Consider the following 21,116-nt stretch of genomic DNA (forward strand, 5'->3'; position numbering starts at 1 on the left):
CTGCGGTTATGTGGACTCGGAGCGCTGCCTGCCAGAATGGCTTCGCGATCGGTTATGCCGATCCTCCGGTTCTTCATCGAGCAGGGCCAATTCATTAAACAAGCTGTCCATTCTTTCCACTTCCAATTTTCTCCCCGCTTTTCTCTTGCCGTAGATCCTCCGGCCGTTTCGCGGAGCCTCACTCTTGGGATCCGGAACGATAACGGTTCGCGACTCGGTTGTGTCCTCTGGCTGCTTCTGTTCGGCCCGTCCCTGCCTCTTCCTGGGCACAGCCGTCGATTTTGTCCTTTCCTGTACAACCTTTGATGAAGAAGCATTCGTTTCATTCGGCTCCGGGGAAACCTCGGCGGCCGCTTCCGCATTCGGGGATTTCCTTGGAACGATTTCTCTTTCCCGGTCCTGCCTGTCTTCCACAACTGCTTCAGGTGGGGCCTCCGAATTGCTCTTCCGGATAACAGGACGTTGGGCTAACCGCCCCCCCTTCGTGATATTTCCTTTAATGCGGTCGTTAAAAAGCGGGAAGGAAGACTGGCCAAAGACGCCTTTGCGGTTGTAATAGGGGATGGATCCTCGATTTTTCATACCATGGTCTCCCTCGTAATAGATTTGTCTTTACAGCATATTCAAGTACTAGGAGAAGGACAGACAAATGAAGAAAAATGGATGGTTGTCTCCCACATTCAAACATATTCCAGAGCCAACCATTGGGATGAACCATCAGAAGATAGAACGATGTCCCAGCAGCTTTTTTTCCTCAGCCTTGAAAATCCGTCTATTTTCATTTTCTGCTGGTGCCGTGCGAACGGAATGGCACGTCTAACAGAAAAAAAGCGGCCCCCGCAGGAAATCCTGCATAAGGAACCGCTCCACCGCAATATCGCTTTATTCTTCCGGATCTTCCACCAGATCAGGCCTTCCGACAAAGCGCCAGAAATTGTTGCGGAACAGATCCGCTACATCCCGCCGTATTTCGGACGGATCGATCCTCCAGCCTGTCCGGAGGAGATCATCATACTTCTCAATCAGCACCTCGGCGATGATCTCCTTCGAATGCTTCCATTTATAAATCAATTGATCGAGGACCCGGGCATCGGAATGCTGCGGTACGATGCTTAAACCGAGAAGCTCCAGACGCATTCGGGTCATTTCGTTAATAATGACCGGATTGTTAAGAAACCACCAGCAGCCGAAAATCATCAAATTGCGGAACTTACGCCCCAGAACAGCCAGCTCATGCTGATTTTCCCGTGACAGCATCGTGACGATAAATTTGTTGTCGGGATAATGCGACAGCAAATATTCCAACGCCTCCATCCCGGCCTGACCGACGAAATCTCCGGCATCGCCCAGTGCGGGATGGACCTTCTTCTTGACGCCGATCATCATGGCAAACGGAATGCCAGCCTCGCGCGCAACCGGAAGAATACAATCGCGAATGATCCGCCCGCGGTCGGACTCCTCCGGATAAGCGAAGTCCGGAGGAAGCGAAACGGCCATATACAGGGGATCCATCCGTCCGATCCAGTCCTTCAGGAACCGGCGGACCTCCCCGGCAGACGCCTCATTCCATTCGTCCCCGATGGCGTATCCCCACTCTCGAAGACGATGCTTGCTGGCGGAAAATTCATTCAGCAGCGGATCGATCCTGAGCGCTGCATGAAAACGGGAATCGGGCTTGGTCCCTGCCAGCCAGACGGCCCTTTCGCGGTCATCGAACGGATCGTTCGTCATGACGATATGATCGACATTGGCCAATCTCATCACTTCATCCACCTGGCGGAACCGGTCCGACTGCCCGATCCGCTCACGATACTGCTCCAAATTGCGTGTCGACAAATCCGCTCCCAATCCTTGCAGGGTGGTAAGAACGCCGCGGCAAGCTTCGCTGACAGGCGAATGCTCTACGAAAAGCTTATTCCATATAAGATTGGCCTGCTCCCGCTTGCTGAGCCCCCAGAAATCACTGATCGGGATGTCGCTCCACCTCATCACCTCGGCTACCAAGTAATGGTAGGTCAATAATTCGTCTACTCCCCATAGCAGAATGTCGCCAAAATTCGGGGAGTACAAATGGGTGTGCATGTCGGTGACTTTCTGCCGCTGGACCGCCTCTTGCACAACGGCCTTCAACGTTTCACGTTCGCTGATCATATCCATGCCTCCTTAAATCATAACTAGTGCAGCATTCCAATAAGAAAATCAGCCAAATGCGTATTGTAAAGGACACCGGCGCCGTTCATAACGGCATATGTCCTACTTGCCTAACAGCTCCAGATGGCGGCCGATATGATGGCGAAGCGCCTGCTCATAATCCGTTTCATGCTGTTCCAGCGTCTGATACAGCTCCTCCTTGAACAGACTGCGGCCCTGTTCATCCTTGGCCTGCAGCAGCAATCCGTAGGTAATATGAATTAACTGGCGGGCATTATTATCTTCCATATACTCCGGCAGACGTCCGTCGTCCAGCTTCTCCGGCGGAACAATCGCATCGAAATCGGTGGTTACATGATAATAAGCCAAAGCTTCCGGGTAATGCTTCATCGCGTATTCATGCATTCGCCGGTACAGCTTCGGATTTACCCTGGCTACCGTTCTCATCGCTTCCAGCCAATTCGTTCCCGCTGTTTTCACATGAAAACGGCCGCCCGTATACCGGGCAATCATCGGAAAAACGCTGAATTTATCACTGCCCGAATGAATGCTCAGCTTGTAGTCGAAATGATCCGCAATGGCCGCATGAACCTGAAGCTGCCGCTCGAATTGTTCCAGATCGCCGATGTAATCGATCCCCTTCTGGAATTCTCCGCAGAAGCGGGGAGCCACACTGTATAAATCCAGCCCGGCCGCGTGAAGCTCGTTCGCCACCATATAATGCGCGGCGGGATCGGTCGGCGTCATCGTTTCGTCAATAGACAGTTCGAAATCGATCGGCCGGCCGAGATTACGGATATACCGTTCATAGATGTCTATTGTGAAGCGGATAGCTTCTCCGTAAATGAGCGCATACTTTTTTAAATGGAGCGGATCAAAATGAATTACATAAGAGCCCGCCTGGAATTCCTTCTGCAGGTAGGTCTCTTCCAGCCGCTTTCTTTCCTGCACCGGAAGTTTCGCATATCGGCGGTCAATCTCCTCCTCCGATTTACCGTCAATCGTATTATCGATCCGGTCGGAGCAGTCCAGGGTCAGCATGGTGAATCCAAGGCCGAGTGCCATCTCGATATCGGCCTCCACCTTCAAGTGATCGCCGTCCGCACCATACCCGTCCCGGTAGCCTTCCTGAAGCACCGCATAGCTGGCGGCATCGAGCACCTGCTTATAATCGCGGTTGGTCAGATTAAGCTCGCGAATGCTCTGCTGTGCAAGAACCGGCTTGATCTCCCGGCCCCGCACGGTCTGGATATGGCCCGGGGAGGCCAGGCCCAGCCGGTCTCCCAGACCAATCGTTGCCGTCTGTTTGCCCAGCGCCCGGGGAGCGGTAAACGGCAGCAGGCGGTTCAGAACAAGCCGGTTCTCGTGGGTCAGCCCGCACAGCTTGTAGCCGCTGCCTTCCTCCCCGCTTAATTGCCTATAGAGCTCCCCTTCTCCCCAGACAAGCATTTTCTTTCCTTCCGGGCCCTTGACCATCAACAGCCTGGCGCCATCCAGCGATGTATAGGATTGCCCGTATACCGTCCACTGCCCCGCCTGATCCCCCGTCTCCGGAAAGCGGCTCTTTCGCAAAATATTTTCCGTAATCGCATTATTTTCCGCTTCGCTCCACTTTTCAATCAAAGATAAATAAAGGTCCAATCTTGCTCCCCCTCGCCATGATTATTTCCTCCGCCTACCCTCAGCTTGGATTAACGTTCCGCCCTTGGCCGCTATCTGCCTCACAAGATGCAACCGAATATAATCGGCATGGCGTTATTAATCAGAAACGGACCAGATGATCGATGCTTATCGGCTGTCCCGTACGCAGCGAAATATTTCCCGCGATGCCGGTCAGAATCGAGATGGCTCCATCCACGTGCGAGGCCGCCCGATTAAGCGGATCCGGCTCCGGATTCCCGAAGAGATCGTTCAGCAGAATGGGATCACCGCCTCCATGCCCGCCTTCCTTCTCCTCGATAGCGACTTGATACGGGACATCGAACATCGGGTGAACGGTCACGGTTTTGTGCTTGAGGGCGCCTTCATCGGCTTTATTGCCGCCGGAATTGACATAAGGGCGCTCCACGACATTTACCTCCAAGCGGCCCTTGCTGCCGTTAAACACAACATTGAACCCTTCCCAAGGCAAGTAAGCGTTTAAAGAGTAGGTCATGATCGCTTTGTTCTTGTAGCGCACCATGACTCCCAGCGTATCCTCAATGCTGATTCCGTCCCCGAATACGCTTTGATCCCTTTGATAGCCATCCTCATGCTCGGCATCCAGATAAAGAGCCTTCAAATGGCTGTTGTTCTCCATATGCAAAGCGAACGGATCATTGAGCGCCGCCTCGCTGCCATGAGCTCTTTGATAAAATTGCGTCACCCCGCGGCTTTCTGCATTCTCGCGCCCGTAGAACCGAAGTCCTCCCATCGCGTAGACGGTTTCCGGCCGGCTGCCCAGCCAGAAGTTGACCAAATCGAAATGATGCGTAGACTTGTGAACCAGCAGCCCCCCGCTATTGCGCTTATCCCGATGCCAACGGCGGAAATAATCGGCCCCGTGCTGTGTATTGAGCAGCCATTCGAAATGGACCGAGAAAACTTCCCCAATGACACCGTCTTTAATCAGCTCGCGAATTTTCGTATTGTGCGGGGCATATCGGTAATTGAAGGTTACCCGCAAGTGGCGGCCTGTCCGCTTCACCGCATCGATGATTTGCTGACATTTCTCTTCATCAACGGTCATCGGCTTCTCGGTAATCACATCGCAACCCAGCTCCATGGCCCTAATAATGTAAGTATGATGAGTCCGGTCGATAGAGGTCACAATGACAATATCCGGCTTGGTTTCGGCAATCATCCGGTCGAACTCGTCGGCTCTGTAAGTCGGAACGGGAGCACTTTCGTACTTGTCCTGTAGCAGCCGGTTAGCGTAATTCATCCTCGTTTGATTGATATCGCAAAAAGCGACTAACCGGGAGGTTTCCCGATATTTTTGAGCCAGCGGGCCATAGAAAAACTCCGCACGGCCGCCGGTTCCCACGAGCGCATACCTCTTCAGCGTCATCTGACATTCTCCTCTTTTATAATCAATTTTTCCTAATTCTAGCGCAAGAATAGATTATAATCTAATCAATTATTGCTTAAAGAGGATAAAACCTTGCATTTTTTGTCCATATCAAGCGCAAATATTGTATAATATTCTGAAACAGTACAAGAAAGGAAGAGCGGCTGTTGAAATCCTTCTTTATCGAGCACATTCGCAGAACCGGCCACTACACCATGTCCGATAATCATTTTCATCCGTATTATGAAATCTACTACTTGCTGCGCGGGGAGCGGGATTATTTTATAAAGGACCGGACGCATCCTCTTAAGGAAGGCGGCATCGTATTTATAGATAAATATGAGCTTCACAAGACGACTGATACCGGAGTGGCGGATCATGAGAGGATTTTGCTTCATTTTGACGAACATTGGCTGAATTCGTTTGCCGATCCGGTATGCTTTGCGCCTTTCCAGAGCCGGACCAGACGGCTTCAATTAAACTCCGGGGACCGAAGAGCCGTAGAGGAGCTGTTGTTCTCGATGCTGGAGGAGGAGGACACGAAGTCGCCGGGATGGAAGACCAGCCTGCAGGCGAAGCTGGCTCAACTGCTCATTCTGGCCGGGAGAAAATGCTTGGCGGAGCCGGAGCCTTCCCCCGAGCAGGCTAATCCGCTGCAGCTTAAAATTTATGAGATCGTCGAATATATCAACAACCACTACATGTCCGCCATTACCCTTGGCTCGGTTGCGGAGAAGCATTATATCAGTCCGTATTATTTAAGCCGGAAATTCAAGGAAGTGACTGGATTTACTTACGTGGAATATGTAAATACCGTGAGGATCAAGGAGGCACAGAAACTTCTTAGGGAATCCCGTCTGAAGATAATAGAAATTGCGGAGCAGGTAGGATACGAGAATATCGCCCACTTCGGCCGGGTATTCAAGGAACTGGCCAAAGTGAGCCCTCTGGAATACCGCAAGAGGGCCGAGGGTAAAGTGGTCATGTGGAAGGATGACAAGCCCGTGTGACGGGTACTTCCCGGGGAGCCCCGAAAACGCAAAAAAAAGACAGCTCCTTGGAGAGCTGTCCCCGGTTCGTTATCCGGACCGATCAGAGGTAGAGGTAAGAATGGTCAGTTCGGGCATCCATTGGGTCATATGCCGACGAATCTTTTCACGATATTCAGCCGCTCCGGGGAGCTGCTGCTCCGTAACCTGATCGAGGGGGATGATTTTATATTGGCGCCAATTTTTCTTATGGGTCCAGGTGGGCAGCAGAGCCGGCTCCAATATGGATATAGATCGCTGATCTCCTCTTTCGCGCTTCTCAATCGTTACGTGAAGAATTCCCCCGATTTCCTTGTACACCCCTTCCTGCCCGGAAAGGAAATTGCCCAGCGAATAGATGACGAAGGTCCGGCCTCCATCCTCTCTTTCAATCCATTCGCATGGCTGGAGCACATGGGGATGGTGCCCGATGATCAAATCCGCCCCGGCCTGGGCCAGCCGTTCGGCCAGCTTCTTCTGTTCCTCATTAGGCATCCGTTCGTATTCGCGGCCGAAATGAAGATTGACGACGACGGCATCCGCCTTCCGGGAGGCTTCCTGAATGTCACGGACGATCACTTCCGGGTCAATCAGATTAACCAGGTAGTCCTTGCCCTCCGGTACGGGAATTCCGTTCGTTCCATAGGTGTAACCAAGAAGTGCCAGCTTAATCCCGTTCTGCTCGGCGATTCGCAGAGTCTCCTGGTCTTCCCGGGAACGATAAGCCCCGACATAGGTCATCCCGATGGCATCCCAATGCCCGATAGCGTTGAGAATGGCCTGTTCGCCGCGGTCCAGCGTATGGTTATTGGCAATCGTCACCGCATCGAAGCCTACTTCCTTCAAAGTCGTTCCGATTTCGAACGGACTGTTGAAGCTGGGGTAGTCGGACAGCCCGATCTCCACTCCACCAATCATGGATTCCTGATTGGCCATGGCGAAATCAGCATCCTTGATGGTTTGCGCAACCAGTTCGAACATCGGATCGAAATGATATCCTTCAGTCGTGTAGGCGTCTTTGTATAAGGAACTGTGAATGAGTACATCCCCTACCGCCACGAAGGTGAGGGAAGTGACCGTCTCTTCCGGCTCCGGAGTTGGAGAAGGCGTTGGTGCCGGTGCTGCCGTATTCGCCGGTGCCTCCGTGCCTGACGGTTCCTTAGAAGCCGAGGCACCATCGTTCAGCGATTGACGGCTATTGGATTGTCCGGGAGCCGGCTGGCTGGCGCAGCCCGTTGTCCCCCACGCCAGACAAAGCAAGAGAATCCATAAGAGGATTCTGGAAGTGCGTTTCATATTGGGCCCCCATCATTAAAATATTATCTACCTCCTTAAGCATATCGTGAAAGGTACCCGGCTTCAATGAAAATCCGCTATTTTTTTACATTTCGGCTAAGCAGTACACCTTCCTATTCATCCGCCTGTTCTCCCCGGTCTCGGTCCGGCAGCTGCTGCAAATAACTGTCCGACAATTCCAGGAGGCGCAGAGCCCGTTCATAGTCCCTCTCTTGTACGGAGGCAGTTTCCTCATAGCCTGCCAGCGGATATACCTCTCCATCCTCTACGCCCACGCCGGGAATGAAAATAAAATCATCGGAAATATAGGAGCCGGATGGCAAATAATATCTCTCGGGAAGTAAATTGCTCGTATAATTTATCAAGTCTTGGCCGAAGTGGATGTGATCCTTAAGCGATACTCCCATCAGGTTCGCTATCGTAGGCATAATGTCGACGTGTCCCCCCAGATGATCGACGACGCCCGGTTCAACGATTTCGGGAGCATAGATCAGCAGCGGGATGTTCAACATGTCCACATATTCATATGGTTTGCCGAGGAGCTCCTCCATATATTCCCTTTCGGGTCCATCGAGAGAATAGATCGGCAGCCCCATATGGTCTCCATACATAACGATTACGCTTTGGCTGCGGACCGCTTCTTCCTCCAGTCGATCGATAAACAAACCTAACGCATAATCCGCATAGCTGGCTGCCTGCAAATAATTGCCGACAAGCGTTTCCTTGTATTTGTCGGGAATCTCGATCCGATGTTTGTCTTCCGGCAATTCAAAAGGGTGATGGTTCGACATCGATATAACCTGCGCATAGAGTCTGTCTCCTTCGCGCACCAAATCGGCTATTTCGGCTGCCGCCTTGTTATACAGCACTTCATCGGATGCCGCGAAAGCGATCGGATCCTCATCCCCAAAAAATTCACGGTCATAATATTGATCGAAGCCTAGGGCAGGATACATCTCCATACGATTCCAGAAATTGACGCTATTCGTATGGAAGGTGGCCGAGCGGTACCCTTTCTCCTTCAGCAGCTTGGGCAGGGATGGAATCTCCTTATGGCCGATCACCTCCGAGGCCGCTCCTCCTGCTGGAATATAAAATGACGTATTGGACATATATTCGGAATCCGATGTGTTCCCTTGTCCGACCTGCTGGTAAACTTTAGGGAAATACAGGGATTGCTCCACCAGCCTGTTCAATACCGGAGTGACCTCCTGGCCGTTGACTGTAAGGCCGATCAGGAAGTTCTGAAAAGATTCCAGCTGAACGACGATAAGATGTTTATCTTCCGCCGCTTTCCAATAAACCCGGTCTTCGTCTTCCTTCCATTCGATGTTCTTAAGCTCACGTATCGTATCCAAATCGACCGGAATCGGCTCTTCCTTCCGCATGTTGGCAAATACCGTATAGACCTGATAATTCAATATCCCCATCTGCTCCGCCTGCTTCAATTCATTGGCTATCCCGCGATTGGACCAGACCGTCATCAGACAGGTTAACAAGGAGACGGAGAGGATGACCGGAATCCCCTTGCGGGCAATGGGGGACTGCGTTTTTCCCCAGGTCCGCGATTTTTTGCTCCATAGAAATACTCCTAGCAAAATAACGATATCCAGATAAATCAGCAAATAATGCGGATGCATCAGATCAAAGACGCTCGCTTTAACCTGAACAACCTGCTTGGCTTGCTGAAGCGCTTTATAATTAACTATAACCCCGTAATATTTATAGTACATGATCGCGGCAAAATAAATGGATGTCGTTATGAGATTGGCCAGCATATAAAACAACAGCTTTCTCTTGACCGCCAGCCATTCGATCAAGCCGAAGAGAACCCAGACGGACGGAATACTGACGACCAAAAAAGGAATGACGTTCGCCGCGCCAAAAATGACGAACCAGGCTAAATTAATTTTTAACACCATCAGAAAGGAAAAAACGACGAACGGCTCAGACCAACGGAACCTTGAACTGTTCAACTACGATACCTCCCCTGCTACGTTTCCTTAACTTAACATAGAAACATTAATGTAATCTTAAAAATCGCGCTTATAGTTCCTTCGAAATCTGCCGCTGAAGGTCAGACATACAGAAAAAAACATCCGTAGTTTACCGTTTCTATCTTTCACGGCAAGAACGGATGTCCGTACGAATGATGGTTTTACCTGCTTGCCTCCTTTAAATCCGCCTGACGGCTTAGGGCTATTCGGGAATAACAGCTTCCTCGGAATGGATTTTGACGTTAAACACCAGTCCAATGGCTATCATGTAGGTGAGCAGCGAGCTTCCCCCGTAGCTGACGAACGGCAGGGATATACCCGTAAGCGGCAGAAGTCCGATATGCATCGCAATATTTTCAAACACCTGAAGCGTAAACATGGAGACGATCCCTATGATTATGTAGGAGCCGAACAAGTCTTTACAGCCGAGTGCTATCCGGATCATCCGGTAAATAAGCAGAAAATAGAGCAGCAGCAAAACCGCCGAGCCGATGAAGCCGAATTCCTCCCCGATTACTACGAAGATGGAATCGGAATAATGATAGGGAATGAAGCCGTTTTGGACGAAATCCCCATGTAAAAAACCTTTGCCAAGCAAATGTCCGACGCTGATTGCACCTATGGAATTGAGAACATGCCAGCTTTGCTGGGGATTTGTCGACGGGTCCAGGAAGGTTTCTATTCTTCTTAGCTGATGGGGCTTAATAATTTTGGCAAACAAATCAAATTGATTGTAATAGAGCCATACAAGCAGGCCAACGGCAAGTGCGGCCAATAGGAGCCCCAGAAGAATATGGGCGAGGCGCACGTTTGCCATCCACAGCATTCCGATAAATATCGCAACGAATACAAGCGCTGTTCCCAAATCCGGCTGCTTCATAATGAGCAGAACGGGAACCGCCGTCAGCAAGCCGGCCGGAAGGATATCATTGACCAGTCTGAGCTGTTCTCCCTGTCTGCGGGAAAATATTTTCGCCAGCATCAGAATCATAAAAATCTTGACAAGCTCGGAAGGCTGGAACTGTTGCCCGCCGATGCTGATCCATCGAACCGAATTGTTAATATTGACTCCTCTGAGCAGGACATAGACAAGCAAACCCAATCCTATAACATATAACCCGTAAGTACCGTATCGAATCAAAAATTTATAATTGATAAATGCCGTCAAAAACAGCGGGATCATAAGCAGGAAATACAGCTTCAGGCTGCTGATATGAAGTCCGTCCAGCCGTGTGCCGGAGGTCGCGCTGTAGATGACCATCGTGCTTAGAATCATGAAGCAGCCTAATATACAAATAATGACCGGATCAACTTTCTTCAATTTGTGAAGCACCGAATAAACCATAAAACTAACCTCATTAAAAAAATTTTGGAAAAGGGCAATATTTAAAGGATAACATTTCCATGGGGGCACAGCAAACCAAGATGGCCATTCAATGCAAAATTGACCCGGTTTCATCCGGCCGGATCGGCAGCATGATTAAGGGAAAGTTTATCGTATCGCTCTAATGGCGCCTATTTTCAGGCTTGCATCCATCAAAAGTGAGGCGTATAATGGTCAAAGTATCAAACATCCTACGTTTGGATGATTGGATAATGTTTACATCATCTATCCAAGCCTATTTTCGCCAGTTTCATCCATTCTTAAAACCACTGCTCGTATCGAGACAATTGAGTGATTACCTATACATTTATGGAAAAAAGGAGGTCATAAAATTGAAACTGCAGCAACCTACCCGACTGACCCTGTCCCAGCAGGTAGCGGCCCAGCTGGAAGAGCTGATCAGTTCCGGGAAATGGCCGGTAGGCTCACGAATTCCCGCGGAGCCGGAGCTCGTGAATCAATTGGGAGTCAGCCGGAATACGATTCGCGAGGCGGTTCGGGCTTTAATCCATACAGGGCTGCTGGAGGCGAAGCCCGGGGACGGCACTTATGTATGCTCCTCCAGTGAATTGAGGGCAGCGATTCAGCGCCGGCTGCGCAAATCGAGCGTTGCCGACACGTTTGAGGTCCGGTATTGCCTCGAACGGGAAGCGGCCAGGCTGGCCGCCATGAGGCGTACCGAAGAGGACATCGACAAGATGCGCGCATGTCTGCAGCGTCGTAATGCTGCGCTCAGAAGCAACGATACGGCCGCTTACATCAAGGCGGATCTGATGCTGCATCAAGCCGTACTGGCGGCTACCTATAACGGTCTGCTGATCGATTTATACGAGCACATGGCGGATGCGCTTCTTCAATCCATCGACACCGCCGTGGACGAAACGCTAACTATTGAGCCTCATCATGAGGCGCATCATGATATGGTTGAGGCGATTGCCAACTCCGATCCAGAAGCGGCGGAGGAAGCCGTGCGTTCTTACATCGAAGCTCTGCAAACCAGTCTTCACCACCGGGAAGGAAGGAAAGCCAACAATGAGAAACATGACAAAACCTGCAGTAATGAATAAACCTATTAAACTGACCGGAGCCTTGCTGGTCATCGGCGTTATTCTGGTAGCCGCTAATATGCGCGCTTCCATTACGGCCGTCGGGCCTTTAATCGGAACGATCCAAGCGGACACCGGCTTATCCGGTGCGCTGGTCGGCATGCTTACCACCCTTCCTCTGATCGCCTTTGCCATTCTCTCTCCGCTTGCACCGTCCATCGCTAATCGGTTCGGGGCGGAGAATACATTGTTCGCCAGCTTAATTACGCTCGCTGTCGGTACCGTGCTGCGGTCGCTTCCTAATACCCTTACCTTGTTTACAGGAACGCTGCTGATCGGGCTTGCGATTGCCGTATGCAACGTCCTGCTGCCCGCTCTGGTCAAGCAGCATTTCGCCAATCATGTCGGACTTATGACTGGGGTTTATACCATGTCCATGAATCTTTGGGCAGCATTGGCCTCCGGAATCAGTGTCCCGATGGCCGTCGGACTCGGGCTTGGCTGGCGGGGGGCTCTCGTCTGCTGGGCAGGGGTTACCGTGTTGGCTATTATAGTATGGCTGCCTCAACTGCGTTCTCATCGGCCGGAAGTGACAGCGAAAGCCGATCAGAACAGCCCCTTATGGAAATCGGCTTTAGCCTGGCAGGTTACTTTCTTTATGGGGCTGCAATCCCTGCTCTTCTACGTAACCGTAACATGGCTGCCTGAAATCGTGGCGGACCGCGGTTACAGCGCTACCGCTGCAGGCTGGATGCTTTCCCTGATGCAGCTCTGCAGCCTGCCGACTTCTTTCCTTATGCCGTTGTTGGCCGGACGCCGACCCAGTCAACGCAGCTTCGTCGTCCTTACTTTCTGCTTTTCCGCGATCGGCTACCTCGGCCTGTTTGCCGGAGGGGCGTCTCTGCTGCCGCTTTGGGTAGCCTTCATCGGCCTGGGCGGCGGGGCATATATCAGTCTAGCACTTGTGTTTATAGCTTTGCGGACGAATAATCCCCGGCAAACCTCCCGGTTGTCCGGTATGGCCCAGTGTATCGGTTATTTGCTGGCAGCCGTCGGCCCCATGCTCATGGGCTGGATTCATGATTATACGCTTAACTGGACCGTTCCGCTGCTTCTGCTTCTGGCAACCGTCTTGCTTCTGCTCATCTTAGGCCTGGGAGCGGGACGCGATGCTTATGTGGGCTTGTCCTCGGACAAAGAGCATCAAGCCTAGGCCTAACGGGCGGTCTCCCGATAATCGATATTCAATACTCTTTCCGTAGCGGTCTCATACCGCAGCGACACATACAGCCCCATCGGCTTACCGGCTTTCTTAACCCAGAATTTGAAGGTTTGCTCGGTAACCGTGGGGTTGATTTTTTGTTTACCTACATATTTGTAATCTAAAATTTGATAGCCCTTCTTGCTGGCTTCCCTCATAGCCAGGTTTCCCCACTTGGCGTATTCCGGGACGTTCCGCTCCGCATTATGGACTAAAGAAAACGTGAACGGTCCCTGCCATTCAAGACTTGCCGGATTCCCGTCGGCAGACGCTGCCTCAGGGGCGAACATGACCACACCGATACAAATAATGGCTGCTGCCAATGCTTTTTTCATACAGGTTTCCTCCATCATTTTTCCTAACTTTTGTCGGGATGGAATGAATTATTCATGTGGAAGGAGGCCATGCTCATTTATTCGGCTTCAATCCGTTCCAAAAGAAGGACCGCGGCAGTATGGTCTGCAGCGGTCCTTGCCTCGAAGTGCCGTTGGGGAAAGTTTAATGGATAAGCACGTGCAATAATGCAGGTGCTTAGACGAAATTTAGCTAGCATCAGCTAAAGACGAGCAAATGTGCAGGCTAATGTCAATCGAAATCAAGGCTTCGGGCACTAGGTGAATATTATACTCTCCTATAGTTTCTAATATTTTAAAGTAAACCCAACTCGCGGGCTTCCGATTTCTTCATGCCCTTGACGACCAATTCATAAGAGTGATCCATCATCCACTTTATATCTTCCTCGGGCACGGTGCCGTCCAAGCTGATTGTATTCCAGTGCTGCTTGTTCAGATGATACCCCGGCCTGACCGAAGGATGCTGCTGCCGAAGCAGATGGGCCATTTCCGGATCGCATTTCAAGGACATACTCCCCGGATTCCCTTCTTCATCGATGAGGGCAAACATTCGGGTGCCCACCTTCAGAACCAACGGCTGCGCTCCGAAGGGGTAATCCTTGAACGCCCCTTTCTTGGCCAAGCCATATTCAATCCACTCTTTCATTCACCGTGTCCTCCTGCCAATCGTAAAAAAGTCTGATAAATACCGAACAAAACGATCTGTCGGAAAGTAACTCAACTATGGAGCATTATCGGTTACAAGGAAGCCGTCTCTCCAGCCAGCCACGCTCTGATAGATTCCGACAAAGCGATTCAGCTATTTGTTCTCGCGAAAATCCCTGCGGCGGGCTACACCTTCTGCATAAGCCGCATCGATGACCGCCTCTCTTACCTTCTCGGCTACGCTCTGGTTGAACACGCTCGGGATAATGTACAGCTCGTTCAGCTCATCCTCCCCGACAACCGAAGCGATCGCCTTCGCGGCTGCCAGCTTCATCCCTTCCGTAATCCGCGACGCCCGGCAATCGAGAACGCCGCGGAATAAGCCGGGGAAGCACAGCACGTTGTTGATCTGGTTCGGATAGTCGGAGCGGCCCGTCGCCATGACGCGCACGTAGCCCTCGGCCTCCTCCGGCGCGATCTCCGGCGTCGGATTCGCCATCGCGAACACGATCGCGTCCGGCGCCATCTTCTTCACGTCGTCGACCCGCAGGACACCCGGAGCGGAGACGCCGACGAAAATATCGGCTCCCGCGATGACGTCCGATAGCGCTCCCTGCTCGCGGTGGGGATTCGTATGCGCGGCGTACCAATTCCACGCCTCATGCGCATACGTCTTCCCCGCGACGAGCGCGCCGCAGCGGTCGACGCCGATGATATTCTGCGCGCCGGCGGCAAGCAAAATTTTCGTGCAGGCGATGCCGGCCGCGCCGAGCCCGCACAGCACGATTTTGCAGTCGGCGAGCCGCTTGCCGACGAGCTTCACTGCATTGAGCAGGCCTGCCAGGAGCACGACTGCCGTTCCATGCTGATCGTCATGGAACACGGGGATGTCGAGCTCCTCGCTGAGCCGCCGCTCAATCTCGAAGCAGCGCGGGGACGAGATGTCCTCGAGGTTGATGCCGCCGAAGGCCGGGGCGATCGCTTTGACGGTGCGGATGATTTCCTCCGTGTCCCGGGTATCCAGACAAATCGGGAAAGCATCGACGCCCGCCAGCTGCTTGAACAGCATCGCCTTGCCTTCCATGACCGGCATCGCCCCGAGCGGGCCGATGTCCCCGAGCCCGAGCACGGCGGTTCCGTCGGAGACGACCGCCACCGTATTGCGCTTGATCGTCAGCGTATGGGCGCGGGATGGCTTCTCGTGGATCGCCATCGACACGCGGGCAACGCCCGGCGTATAGACGCGGGACAGATCATCGCGGTTCTTGATCGGCATCTTCGGCGTCACTTCAATTTTGCCGCCCAGATGAAGTAAGAACGTCGAATCTGAGACGTTAATTACCTGGACGCCGGGCAATTGGGCGACGCTTCGGACGAGGTCTTGACTGAGCGAGGCGTCCGTCAGTTGAACGGTGATATCCCGGGTCGTCGAGGTTTTACCCGCCCGGGTAACGTCGACGGCGATAATATCTCCTCCGGCGTCGCCAATTGCGGTCGCGATCTGTCCGAAGGATGTTTGCTCCTTGTCGATTTCCAGGCGCAGAACAATGCTAGTACTGGCTGCTGCGTTTTTCAAGGCCTGAGCCCCTCCTCTTCCCTTTTTTTGACATAAGGTTCATCGGTTTGCAACGGTATCGGTCAAGCACTCAGCGGTATGAAATCGAAGCTCTGCTTTGCTTTTATTGTGAAATATTTTGCCAAAATAATCAAGCTAAGGCTAAAGGTGCCATATCGCCGTCATTTTCCGGAATCCTCCTTAATCAGCCTCCACTCACGTTTTCCGGATAGGAAGGGTTGAAAATCGAAAGGAGAAGGAGAAGGGGAAGCCGATGCGTTCGTGAGAAAGCAAAGACGAATGGATCGCTCAAGAGATATCCAGACAAAGCAGCAGCGTGCCTTGAAGGGTTGCGGAAGCGCCGGCCGGGACCGACTCGACACCCCATCCGGCATACCGCCGGTTCTTGGTTTATATGTTGGAAATATTTTTCTTGAGTAAAATATGCCTGCAAGCTTTGGTGCCCGGGCGCCCTCCTTGCAGCGCTGCAGCGGCGTCATGTGGCGAAAGAATATAAGAGCACCGGACAACAGGCTCGTTAATTTATATCGCAGCCTATGCAAAAAACCGGCCGCTTCGCATGAGAATGGCCGGTTAATTACTCTATAACTATTATCGGTGCTGTCTTAATAAATGAATGGAATTAATCCGAATCCGATTCCTCCCATTTCCTGGAATAGGCTAGCCGGGTCACCCAGAATGTCATAGCGGATACAATGATCACGCATATGAAAGAAACAACCATCGCTGTGCCCACAACGCAGTCACCTCTTTACCGTATTTTGTTTCATTGTAGCATGCCCCTGCCGGTTTGAGGACGGGGTTCACCGAATGTTCACTTTTATTAAGTTTTTCACTTAAAAAACGGCAACTTATTGATGAGGGATAGGGCTATTTTTCCAATTCTGGAAGGAGCACTTCGTAAAAACGGTCTCGTGCATATCTTTCGATCCACGGAGTATGTCCGCATTTCTCCAACAAAATATACTTGAAGTCTTTAACGCGTCCGGATAAAGGCTCGATAACGCCTTGATACGGATGAGGATCATAGGTTCCATGGATCGCTACAACCGGACAAGAAATGCTTGTTCCATACTCCGCCAGCTTGCCGCTTGCCCGCAGACTGCTGGCCTCCGGCCAAATCCTCTGATAAATCTCCATGTCTACATTCATGGAATCGGCTTCCAATGGAAGGGGAGCATAACTGTCTATTTGGGTCATCAGCCTGCCGAAATCTCGTAAATCATCGGATTTCGTAGTCCCGTTACGATTGAGTTTGCTCACCAGACGATCATGAGCCAGCTTGTCCTCCTCAGACATTCTGCTCCTTCTGGCTGCCGCGATCTCAGGGGCATAGTGTTCATAGAAGGGCCCGCTGCTGATGAGTATGAGCTTTCTTACTTTGTCAGGGTATGTTGCGGAATATATATAGGACAGCCAAGCTCCCCAGGAATAGCCGCATAATGTAACCGGGGAGTCACATGCTTTGTCAATGATGTCATCTAATTCTGTCAACAGTTCATCTATCGTTCGTTTGGTTTGGTATGCTTCAACCACACCTGTTTCGCCGCTCAGCCTCTCTGCAACAGGGGCCATCTCTCCGGCCGCCCCGGGCCCTCCGTGAATTAACAGGACTTGGTATGGAGCCGTTCCGTAGGTTTTATAATTGCTCAAGTTTCCACTTTCCCCTTTCCTTTGTTCTCAACCTCTGCGTCCCCGGCAGCAAACTGCCTGCTAGAGGTACAAATGCGTGTTAGCTTGAAGCGAACGGGTGCATTTTGTATGAAATACCGTACAGATGGGCGTACTAATTCCGTGAGTGAGGCTCCTTGGTATGAAATATCATACAGTTAAATGTGCACATATGGTACGAGGGTCCAGCCTTTGCACACCAAAAACTAGCAAATCGCCATCTTTTTCGGAGCGAACCACCTTTCTTCTCGCCGGATATTAAATGGACGGCTGGCTGCCCGATTCTTCAACCTTCATGATAAAAAGTAGAAGAGGGAAACTTCTATAGACTATAATAGGTTTGAACTCCCGCTCCGCGGGAAGGCGTGGGCGGATTGCGGCATCCGGCCGCATTTTGTCATAAGGTCCCGCTTTCCGGCCAGCGGCACATCGAATTTTCACTTCATCCACATGGACGAGCCTGTTCGTTCCATGATTTCGGATGAATTGCCCGGAAACATATGCGGTTGCGGATAATTAGGATGCATGTCCAGCTTAGCAATATTGGTTGCAATGGACACCAGAGACCTTATTCGGTCCAGAAAGGCTTTTCAGCGATTTTACCGGACTCAGATGACCTTATTTATACGAAACGCAGGCGAAAACAGCAGAAATTTATGAAATAAGCGCATCTGTGTCCGTTTAGCACGAAAAAACGGCCGATTTGGGCAGAATAAGGTCCCCTAAGAGGCTGTCGATTAATGGTATGCAACCAGAGATCATGCGAAGATCCTGCAGGGTTTTGGTTTTAACGGAACCAGATGACCTTATTCGCCCCAAAAGGGCCTTTCGGTCATTTTAACGGAACCAGATGACCTTATTCCCTAGAAATGCTCGCGAAAGTAGGAGAATTCCAAGCAATAAGCGCGCCTGGTTCCGTTAGTTTAAAAAAACGGCCTATTTTGACGAAATAGGGTCTCCCAGTTCCGTTACATTTTCGCTGTTTAACCATAACTAGTTTCATTGATACTATATCAATCAGACTTTTCACTAGTACAACATCCTGTTGTAATACCTTTCCCAAATGAATCGACAGCCTTCCTAAGTCCGCTACAGTTTCATTACCGTCTGTTGTGTCATTGATGCCCGTGCTGTTCAATTACCATTTGTTGTGCGCCATTGTTAATCGTTACAGGCTCAGGGCCATCTATTGTGCCATGTTGCCCGTACTGTTCAACTGCCATTTGTTGTGCGCCATTGTTAATATCCGTTACAGAATCGTTGGCCTCGGATGTGACATCGCTGCCTGTCCGGTTTCATTGCTGCTACACAGCCGTTGAACTTTTACTCCGGCACAATCATCTTAATTTCGCTTTTCCACCATGAACTGACAGCTGAGCAATAGTCTAAAGATCATTCGGTAAAAAGGAGCTGATATGTATGGCCAAACCAAACATTACGCCCGCATTCTCTGCCAATGAAACTGCTTCGGGGCTTTCTACCGACACGAACGCCGCCCCATCCTCCGCTTCCTTGCCCTGGTACCAAACCGCTGTCAGCGAAAAACTGAACCTTCGCTACCCGATCATCCAGGCCGGGATGGCCGGAGGCAGCACGACGCCGGAGCTCGTCGCCGCCGTCTCCAATGCCGGCGGACTCGGCTCGCTGGGCGCCGGCTACATGACGGCGGAGCAAATCCGCGAAGCCATTCGCCGCATCCGCGAGCTGACGGACCGGCCGTTCGCCGTCAACCTGTTCATTCCGGAGCCGTACGAAGTGCGGCCCGAGGACATCGCAGCGATGAACGAAGCGCTCGGTGCGTACCGCCGGAAGCTCGGCCTCCCGGAAGCCCCGCCGGCTCCCGACCGGTACAGTGAACCGTTCGAAGAACAGCTCGAAACTGTGCTGGAGGAACGGGTGCCGGCGTTCAGCTTCACATTCGGGCAGCCCTCCGGCGATGTGATCGACCGGCTGCGAAGCCGCGGCATCGTCACCATCGGCACGGCGACTACGGTGAGCGAGGCCGTCCGGCTGGAGCAGGCCGGGATCGACCTGATCGTCGGCCAGGGCAGCGAAGCCGGCGGTCACCGCGGCACATTTGCCGTCCCGCACGAGCAGGCGCTCGTCGGCACGATGGCGCTCATCCCGCAGATCGCCGACCGCGTCCGCGTGCCGATCATCGCCGCCGGCGGCATTATGGACGGGCGCGGGGTAGCCGCTGCGCTCGCTCTCGGCGCGTCGGGCGTGCAGATGGGGACCGCTTTCCTGACCGCTCTGGAGAGCGGGGCTCACCCCCGCTACCAGGAGGAGCTTAAGCGGTCCACCGATGAGAGCACGACGCTGACCCGAGCGTTCTCGGGCAGGCCCGCGCGCGGCATCCGCAACTCGTTCATCGCGGACATGGAGCGATGCGAGGTGCGGATACCGCCCTACCCCGTCCAGAATGCCCTGACGCGCGATATCCGGCAAGCGGCCGCGAGGGCCGGCGATGCCGAAGGCATGTCGCTATGGGCGGGACAGGCCTCCGCCCTGTGCCGGACGGAAGGGGCGGCCGACATCATCCGCCGGACCGTCCGGCAAGTGTCGGAGCTGTTCGGCCGTCTTAACGCTTGACCAAAGAGAATGCCCGGGCCCAGGTAGCTCAGGCCTCCTGGAATGCCGGTCAGGCGTTCATCGCCTCCACTTCCCCCAGCGCCGTCAGCCTCCTTGCGGAATGTCTCTGCTGCTCATAGTTTCCCATCCGCAACCAGACGGAGGATGCCGTGAGCGGAGCTTCACTTTTTTGATGCGGCATGCTTGACTGGGCACGCCGCAAACTAAAAGGCCCCGGTTCCTCGGGGCCTTCCTCATGCTAACTGTTATCTCCGTTGTTATTTCACGATAAGCACCGGAATTTCGGCATGCTGGGCTACGCTATGGCTGACGCTTCCGAGCATGAACTCGCGAAGTCCGCCAAGCCCGCGGCTTCCGATGATGATGACGTCAAAGCCGCCTTCCTCCGCATACTCCAGAATCGTACGGGCCGGCGCACCGCGCTTGAGAATCGCCTTCGCTCCAGAGAACTCGGCCAGCCGCTCATTCACTTCCTTCACGACGGATTCCGCCTGCTCGTACATCTCATTCTCGAGGTGAACCGGAATGTTAATCATCGCTTCTCCTATAATGAGGCTTTGCATGTTCAGGACGTAGACGACCTCCATCTGGGCTGCCGGATTTTCCTTGACGTAGCTGATCGCCTTATCCAGAGCTTTCTTCGAAGTCTCGGACCCGTCATAAGCTACCAGTAACTTTGAAAATAACATCGTCTTCATCTCTCCTGTCAAATACGTGAACGAATGGTGGGTTGTTCCGTATTTATAATTTTGTTGTCCAATACAAGTAAGTCCACTTATTTGAAGGGTAGCATTTGTCCGGCACCGATGTCAATCTCGTAAACAGGGCTGCGGCTCCATTTCCGAGTTCGGGGTTCGGGGTTCGGGGTTCAAGGTTCCGGGTTTCCGGGTTCCGGTTCGGGTTCCGGACCTGATTCAGCCTCCATCCCGTTCCCCGGCACCAGCTCTCTTTTAGCTTCCACAGCCCCCTTAATACCTCTTCCTTCTGCAAAAGAACAGACCACCGATTTCGAATCCCGGAGAAAAAGCCCGCTGCCCGGAACGGGAAGCAGGCTTTCTTATCTATTT

The 21,116-nt window shown here is 52.3% G+C and carries 17 protein-coding genes; 4 read left to right on the plus strand and 13 right to left on the minus strand.

All coding sequences use genetic code 11. The features are described from left to right. Nucleotides 1-6: 6 nt before the first annotated feature. The 4 genes from ACFQ03_RS18380 to ACFQ03_RS18395 form a co-directional block, all read right to left on the minus strand. Nucleotides 7-582, minus strand: coding sequence for a hypothetical protein (locus ACFQ03_RS18380; RefSeq protein ID WP_379290011.1), 576 nt, complete (start codon nt 580-582; stop codon nt 7-9). 300 nt (nt 583-882) lie between these two features. Further along, complete coding sequence (locus ACFQ03_RS18385; protein WP_379290013.1) at nt 883-2,151, minus strand: glucuronate isomerase; 1,269 nt, start codon at nt 2,149-2,151, stop codon at nt 883-885. Nucleotides 2,152-2,253: 102 nt separating this feature from the next. Continuing rightward, the gene (locus ACFQ03_RS18390) at nt 2,254-3,792 is read right to left on the minus strand and encodes a tagaturonate epimerase family protein (protein ID WP_313960568.1); all 1,539 of its coding nucleotides are present in this window, start codon (nt 3,790-3,792) and stop codon (nt 2,254-2,256) included. 121 nt (nt 3,793-3,913) lie between these two features. Beyond that, nucleotides 3,914-5,200 carry a Gfo/Idh/MocA family protein gene (locus ACFQ03_RS18395; protein ID WP_379290015.1) on the minus strand — a complete coding sequence of 429 codons (1,287 nt, stop codon included), beginning with the start codon at nt 5,198-5,200 and terminating at the stop codon, nt 3,914-3,916. Nucleotides 5,201-5,367: 167 nt separating this feature from the next. On the opposite strand from ACFQ03_RS18395, the gene ACFQ03_RS18400 reads away from it, so the two are divergent. Continuing rightward, nucleotides 5,368-6,210 (plus strand): helix-turn-helix domain-containing protein, encoded by an 843-nt coding sequence (locus tag ACFQ03_RS18400; protein WP_379290017.1) that lies wholly within the window; start codon nt 5,368-5,370, stop codon nt 6,208-6,210. A gap of 69 nt (nt 6,211-6,279) precedes the next feature. On the opposite strand, the gene ACFQ03_RS18405 is transcribed toward ACFQ03_RS18400, so the two are convergent. From ACFQ03_RS18405 to ACFQ03_RS18415, 3 genes are all read right to left on the minus strand, one after another. Next, the gene (locus ACFQ03_RS18405) at nt 6,280-7,524 is read right to left on the minus strand and encodes a CapA family protein (protein ID WP_379290019.1); all 1,245 of its coding nucleotides are present in this window, start codon (nt 7,522-7,524) and stop codon (nt 6,280-6,282) included. Between the two features lie 113 nt (nt 7,525-7,637). Next, a complete protein-coding gene (locus ACFQ03_RS18410) occupies nt 7,638-9,500 on the minus strand; it encodes an LTA synthase family protein (protein WP_379290021.1) in 1,863 nt (620 codons plus the stop codon). A gap of 223 nt (nt 9,501-9,723) precedes the next feature. Continuing rightward, nucleotides 9,724-10,866: an FtsW/RodA/SpoVE family cell cycle protein gene (locus ACFQ03_RS18415; RefSeq protein WP_379290023.1), complete on the minus strand. Its 1,143-nt coding sequence runs from the start codon at nt 10,864-10,866 to the stop codon at nt 9,724-9,726. A 371-nt stretch (nt 10,867-11,237) separates the two neighbouring features. Between ACFQ03_RS18415 and ACFQ03_RS18420 the strand changes: the two genes are divergently transcribed. Together ACFQ03_RS18420 and ACFQ03_RS18425 are read left to right on the plus strand one after the other, a co-directional pair. Further along, a complete protein-coding gene (locus ACFQ03_RS18420) occupies nt 11,238-11,972 on the plus strand; it encodes a FadR/GntR family transcriptional regulator (protein ID WP_186328246.1) in 735 nt (244 codons plus the stop codon). Further along, on the plus strand, nt 11,938-13,164 hold the full coding sequence (locus ACFQ03_RS18425) for a CynX/NimT family MFS transporter (RefSeq protein ID WP_379290026.1): 1,227 nt from the start codon (nt 11,938-11,940) through the stop codon (nt 13,162-13,164). The genes ACFQ03_RS18420 and ACFQ03_RS18425 overlap by 35 nt, the downstream gene beginning before the upstream one ends. Before the next feature lie 2 nt (nt 13,165-13,166). On the opposite strand, the gene ACFQ03_RS18430 is transcribed toward ACFQ03_RS18425, so the two are convergent. The 4 genes from ACFQ03_RS18430 to ACFQ03_RS18445 all read right to left on the minus strand — a co-directional run bounded on the left by ACFQ03_RS18430 (nt 13,167) and on the right by ACFQ03_RS18445 (nt 17,439). Next, nucleotides 13,167-13,547: a DUF3889 domain-containing protein gene (locus ACFQ03_RS18430; protein WP_379290028.1), complete on the minus strand. Its 381-nt coding sequence runs from the start codon at nt 13,545-13,547 to the stop codon at nt 13,167-13,169. 313 nt (nt 13,548-13,860) lie between these two features. Continuing rightward, a complete protein-coding gene (locus tag ACFQ03_RS18435; RefSeq protein ID WP_144933927.1) occupies nt 13,861-14,211 on the minus strand; it encodes an MmcQ/YjbR family DNA-binding protein in 351 nt (116 codons plus the stop codon). A gap of 153 nt (nt 14,212-14,364) precedes the next feature. After that, nucleotides 14,365-15,786 (minus strand): NAD-dependent malic enzyme, encoded by a 1,422-nt coding sequence (locus tag ACFQ03_RS18440; RefSeq protein ID WP_144933925.1) that lies wholly within the window; start codon nt 15,784-15,786, stop codon nt 14,365-14,367. 870 nt (nt 15,787-16,656) lie between these two features. Further along, on the minus strand, nt 16,657-17,439 hold the full coding sequence (locus ACFQ03_RS18445; protein WP_379290031.1) for an alpha/beta fold hydrolase: 783 nt from the start codon (nt 17,437-17,439) through the stop codon (nt 16,657-16,659). 1,437 nt (nt 17,440-18,876) lie between these two features. Here ACFQ03_RS18445 and ACFQ03_RS18450 point away from each other — a divergent pair. Beyond that, complete coding sequence (locus ACFQ03_RS18450; protein WP_379290033.1) at nt 18,877-20,049, plus strand: NAD(P)H-dependent flavin oxidoreductase; 1,173 nt, start codon at nt 18,877-18,879, stop codon at nt 20,047-20,049. A gap of 49 nt (nt 20,050-20,098) precedes the next feature. On the opposite strand, the gene ACFQ03_RS18455 is transcribed toward ACFQ03_RS18450, so the two are convergent. Continuing rightward, nucleotides 20,099-20,251 (minus strand): hypothetical protein, encoded by a 153-nt coding sequence (locus ACFQ03_RS18455; protein ID WP_186328244.1) that lies wholly within the window; start codon nt 20,249-20,251, stop codon nt 20,099-20,101. A 55-nt stretch (nt 20,252-20,306) separates the two neighbouring features. Next, the gene (locus tag ACFQ03_RS18460) at nt 20,307-20,738 is read right to left on the minus strand and encodes a universal stress protein (protein WP_379290035.1); all 432 of its coding nucleotides are present in this window, start codon (nt 20,736-20,738) and stop codon (nt 20,307-20,309) included. Between the last annotated feature and the right edge of the window lie 378 nt (nt 20,739-21,116).

Origin of the sequence: Paenibacillus residui (genome assembly GCF_042677205.1) — a bacterium.
In the GTDB taxonomy this organism is placed as follows: Bacteria; Bacillota; Bacilli; order Paenibacillales; family NBRC-103111; genus Paenibacillus_L; species Paenibacillus_L residui.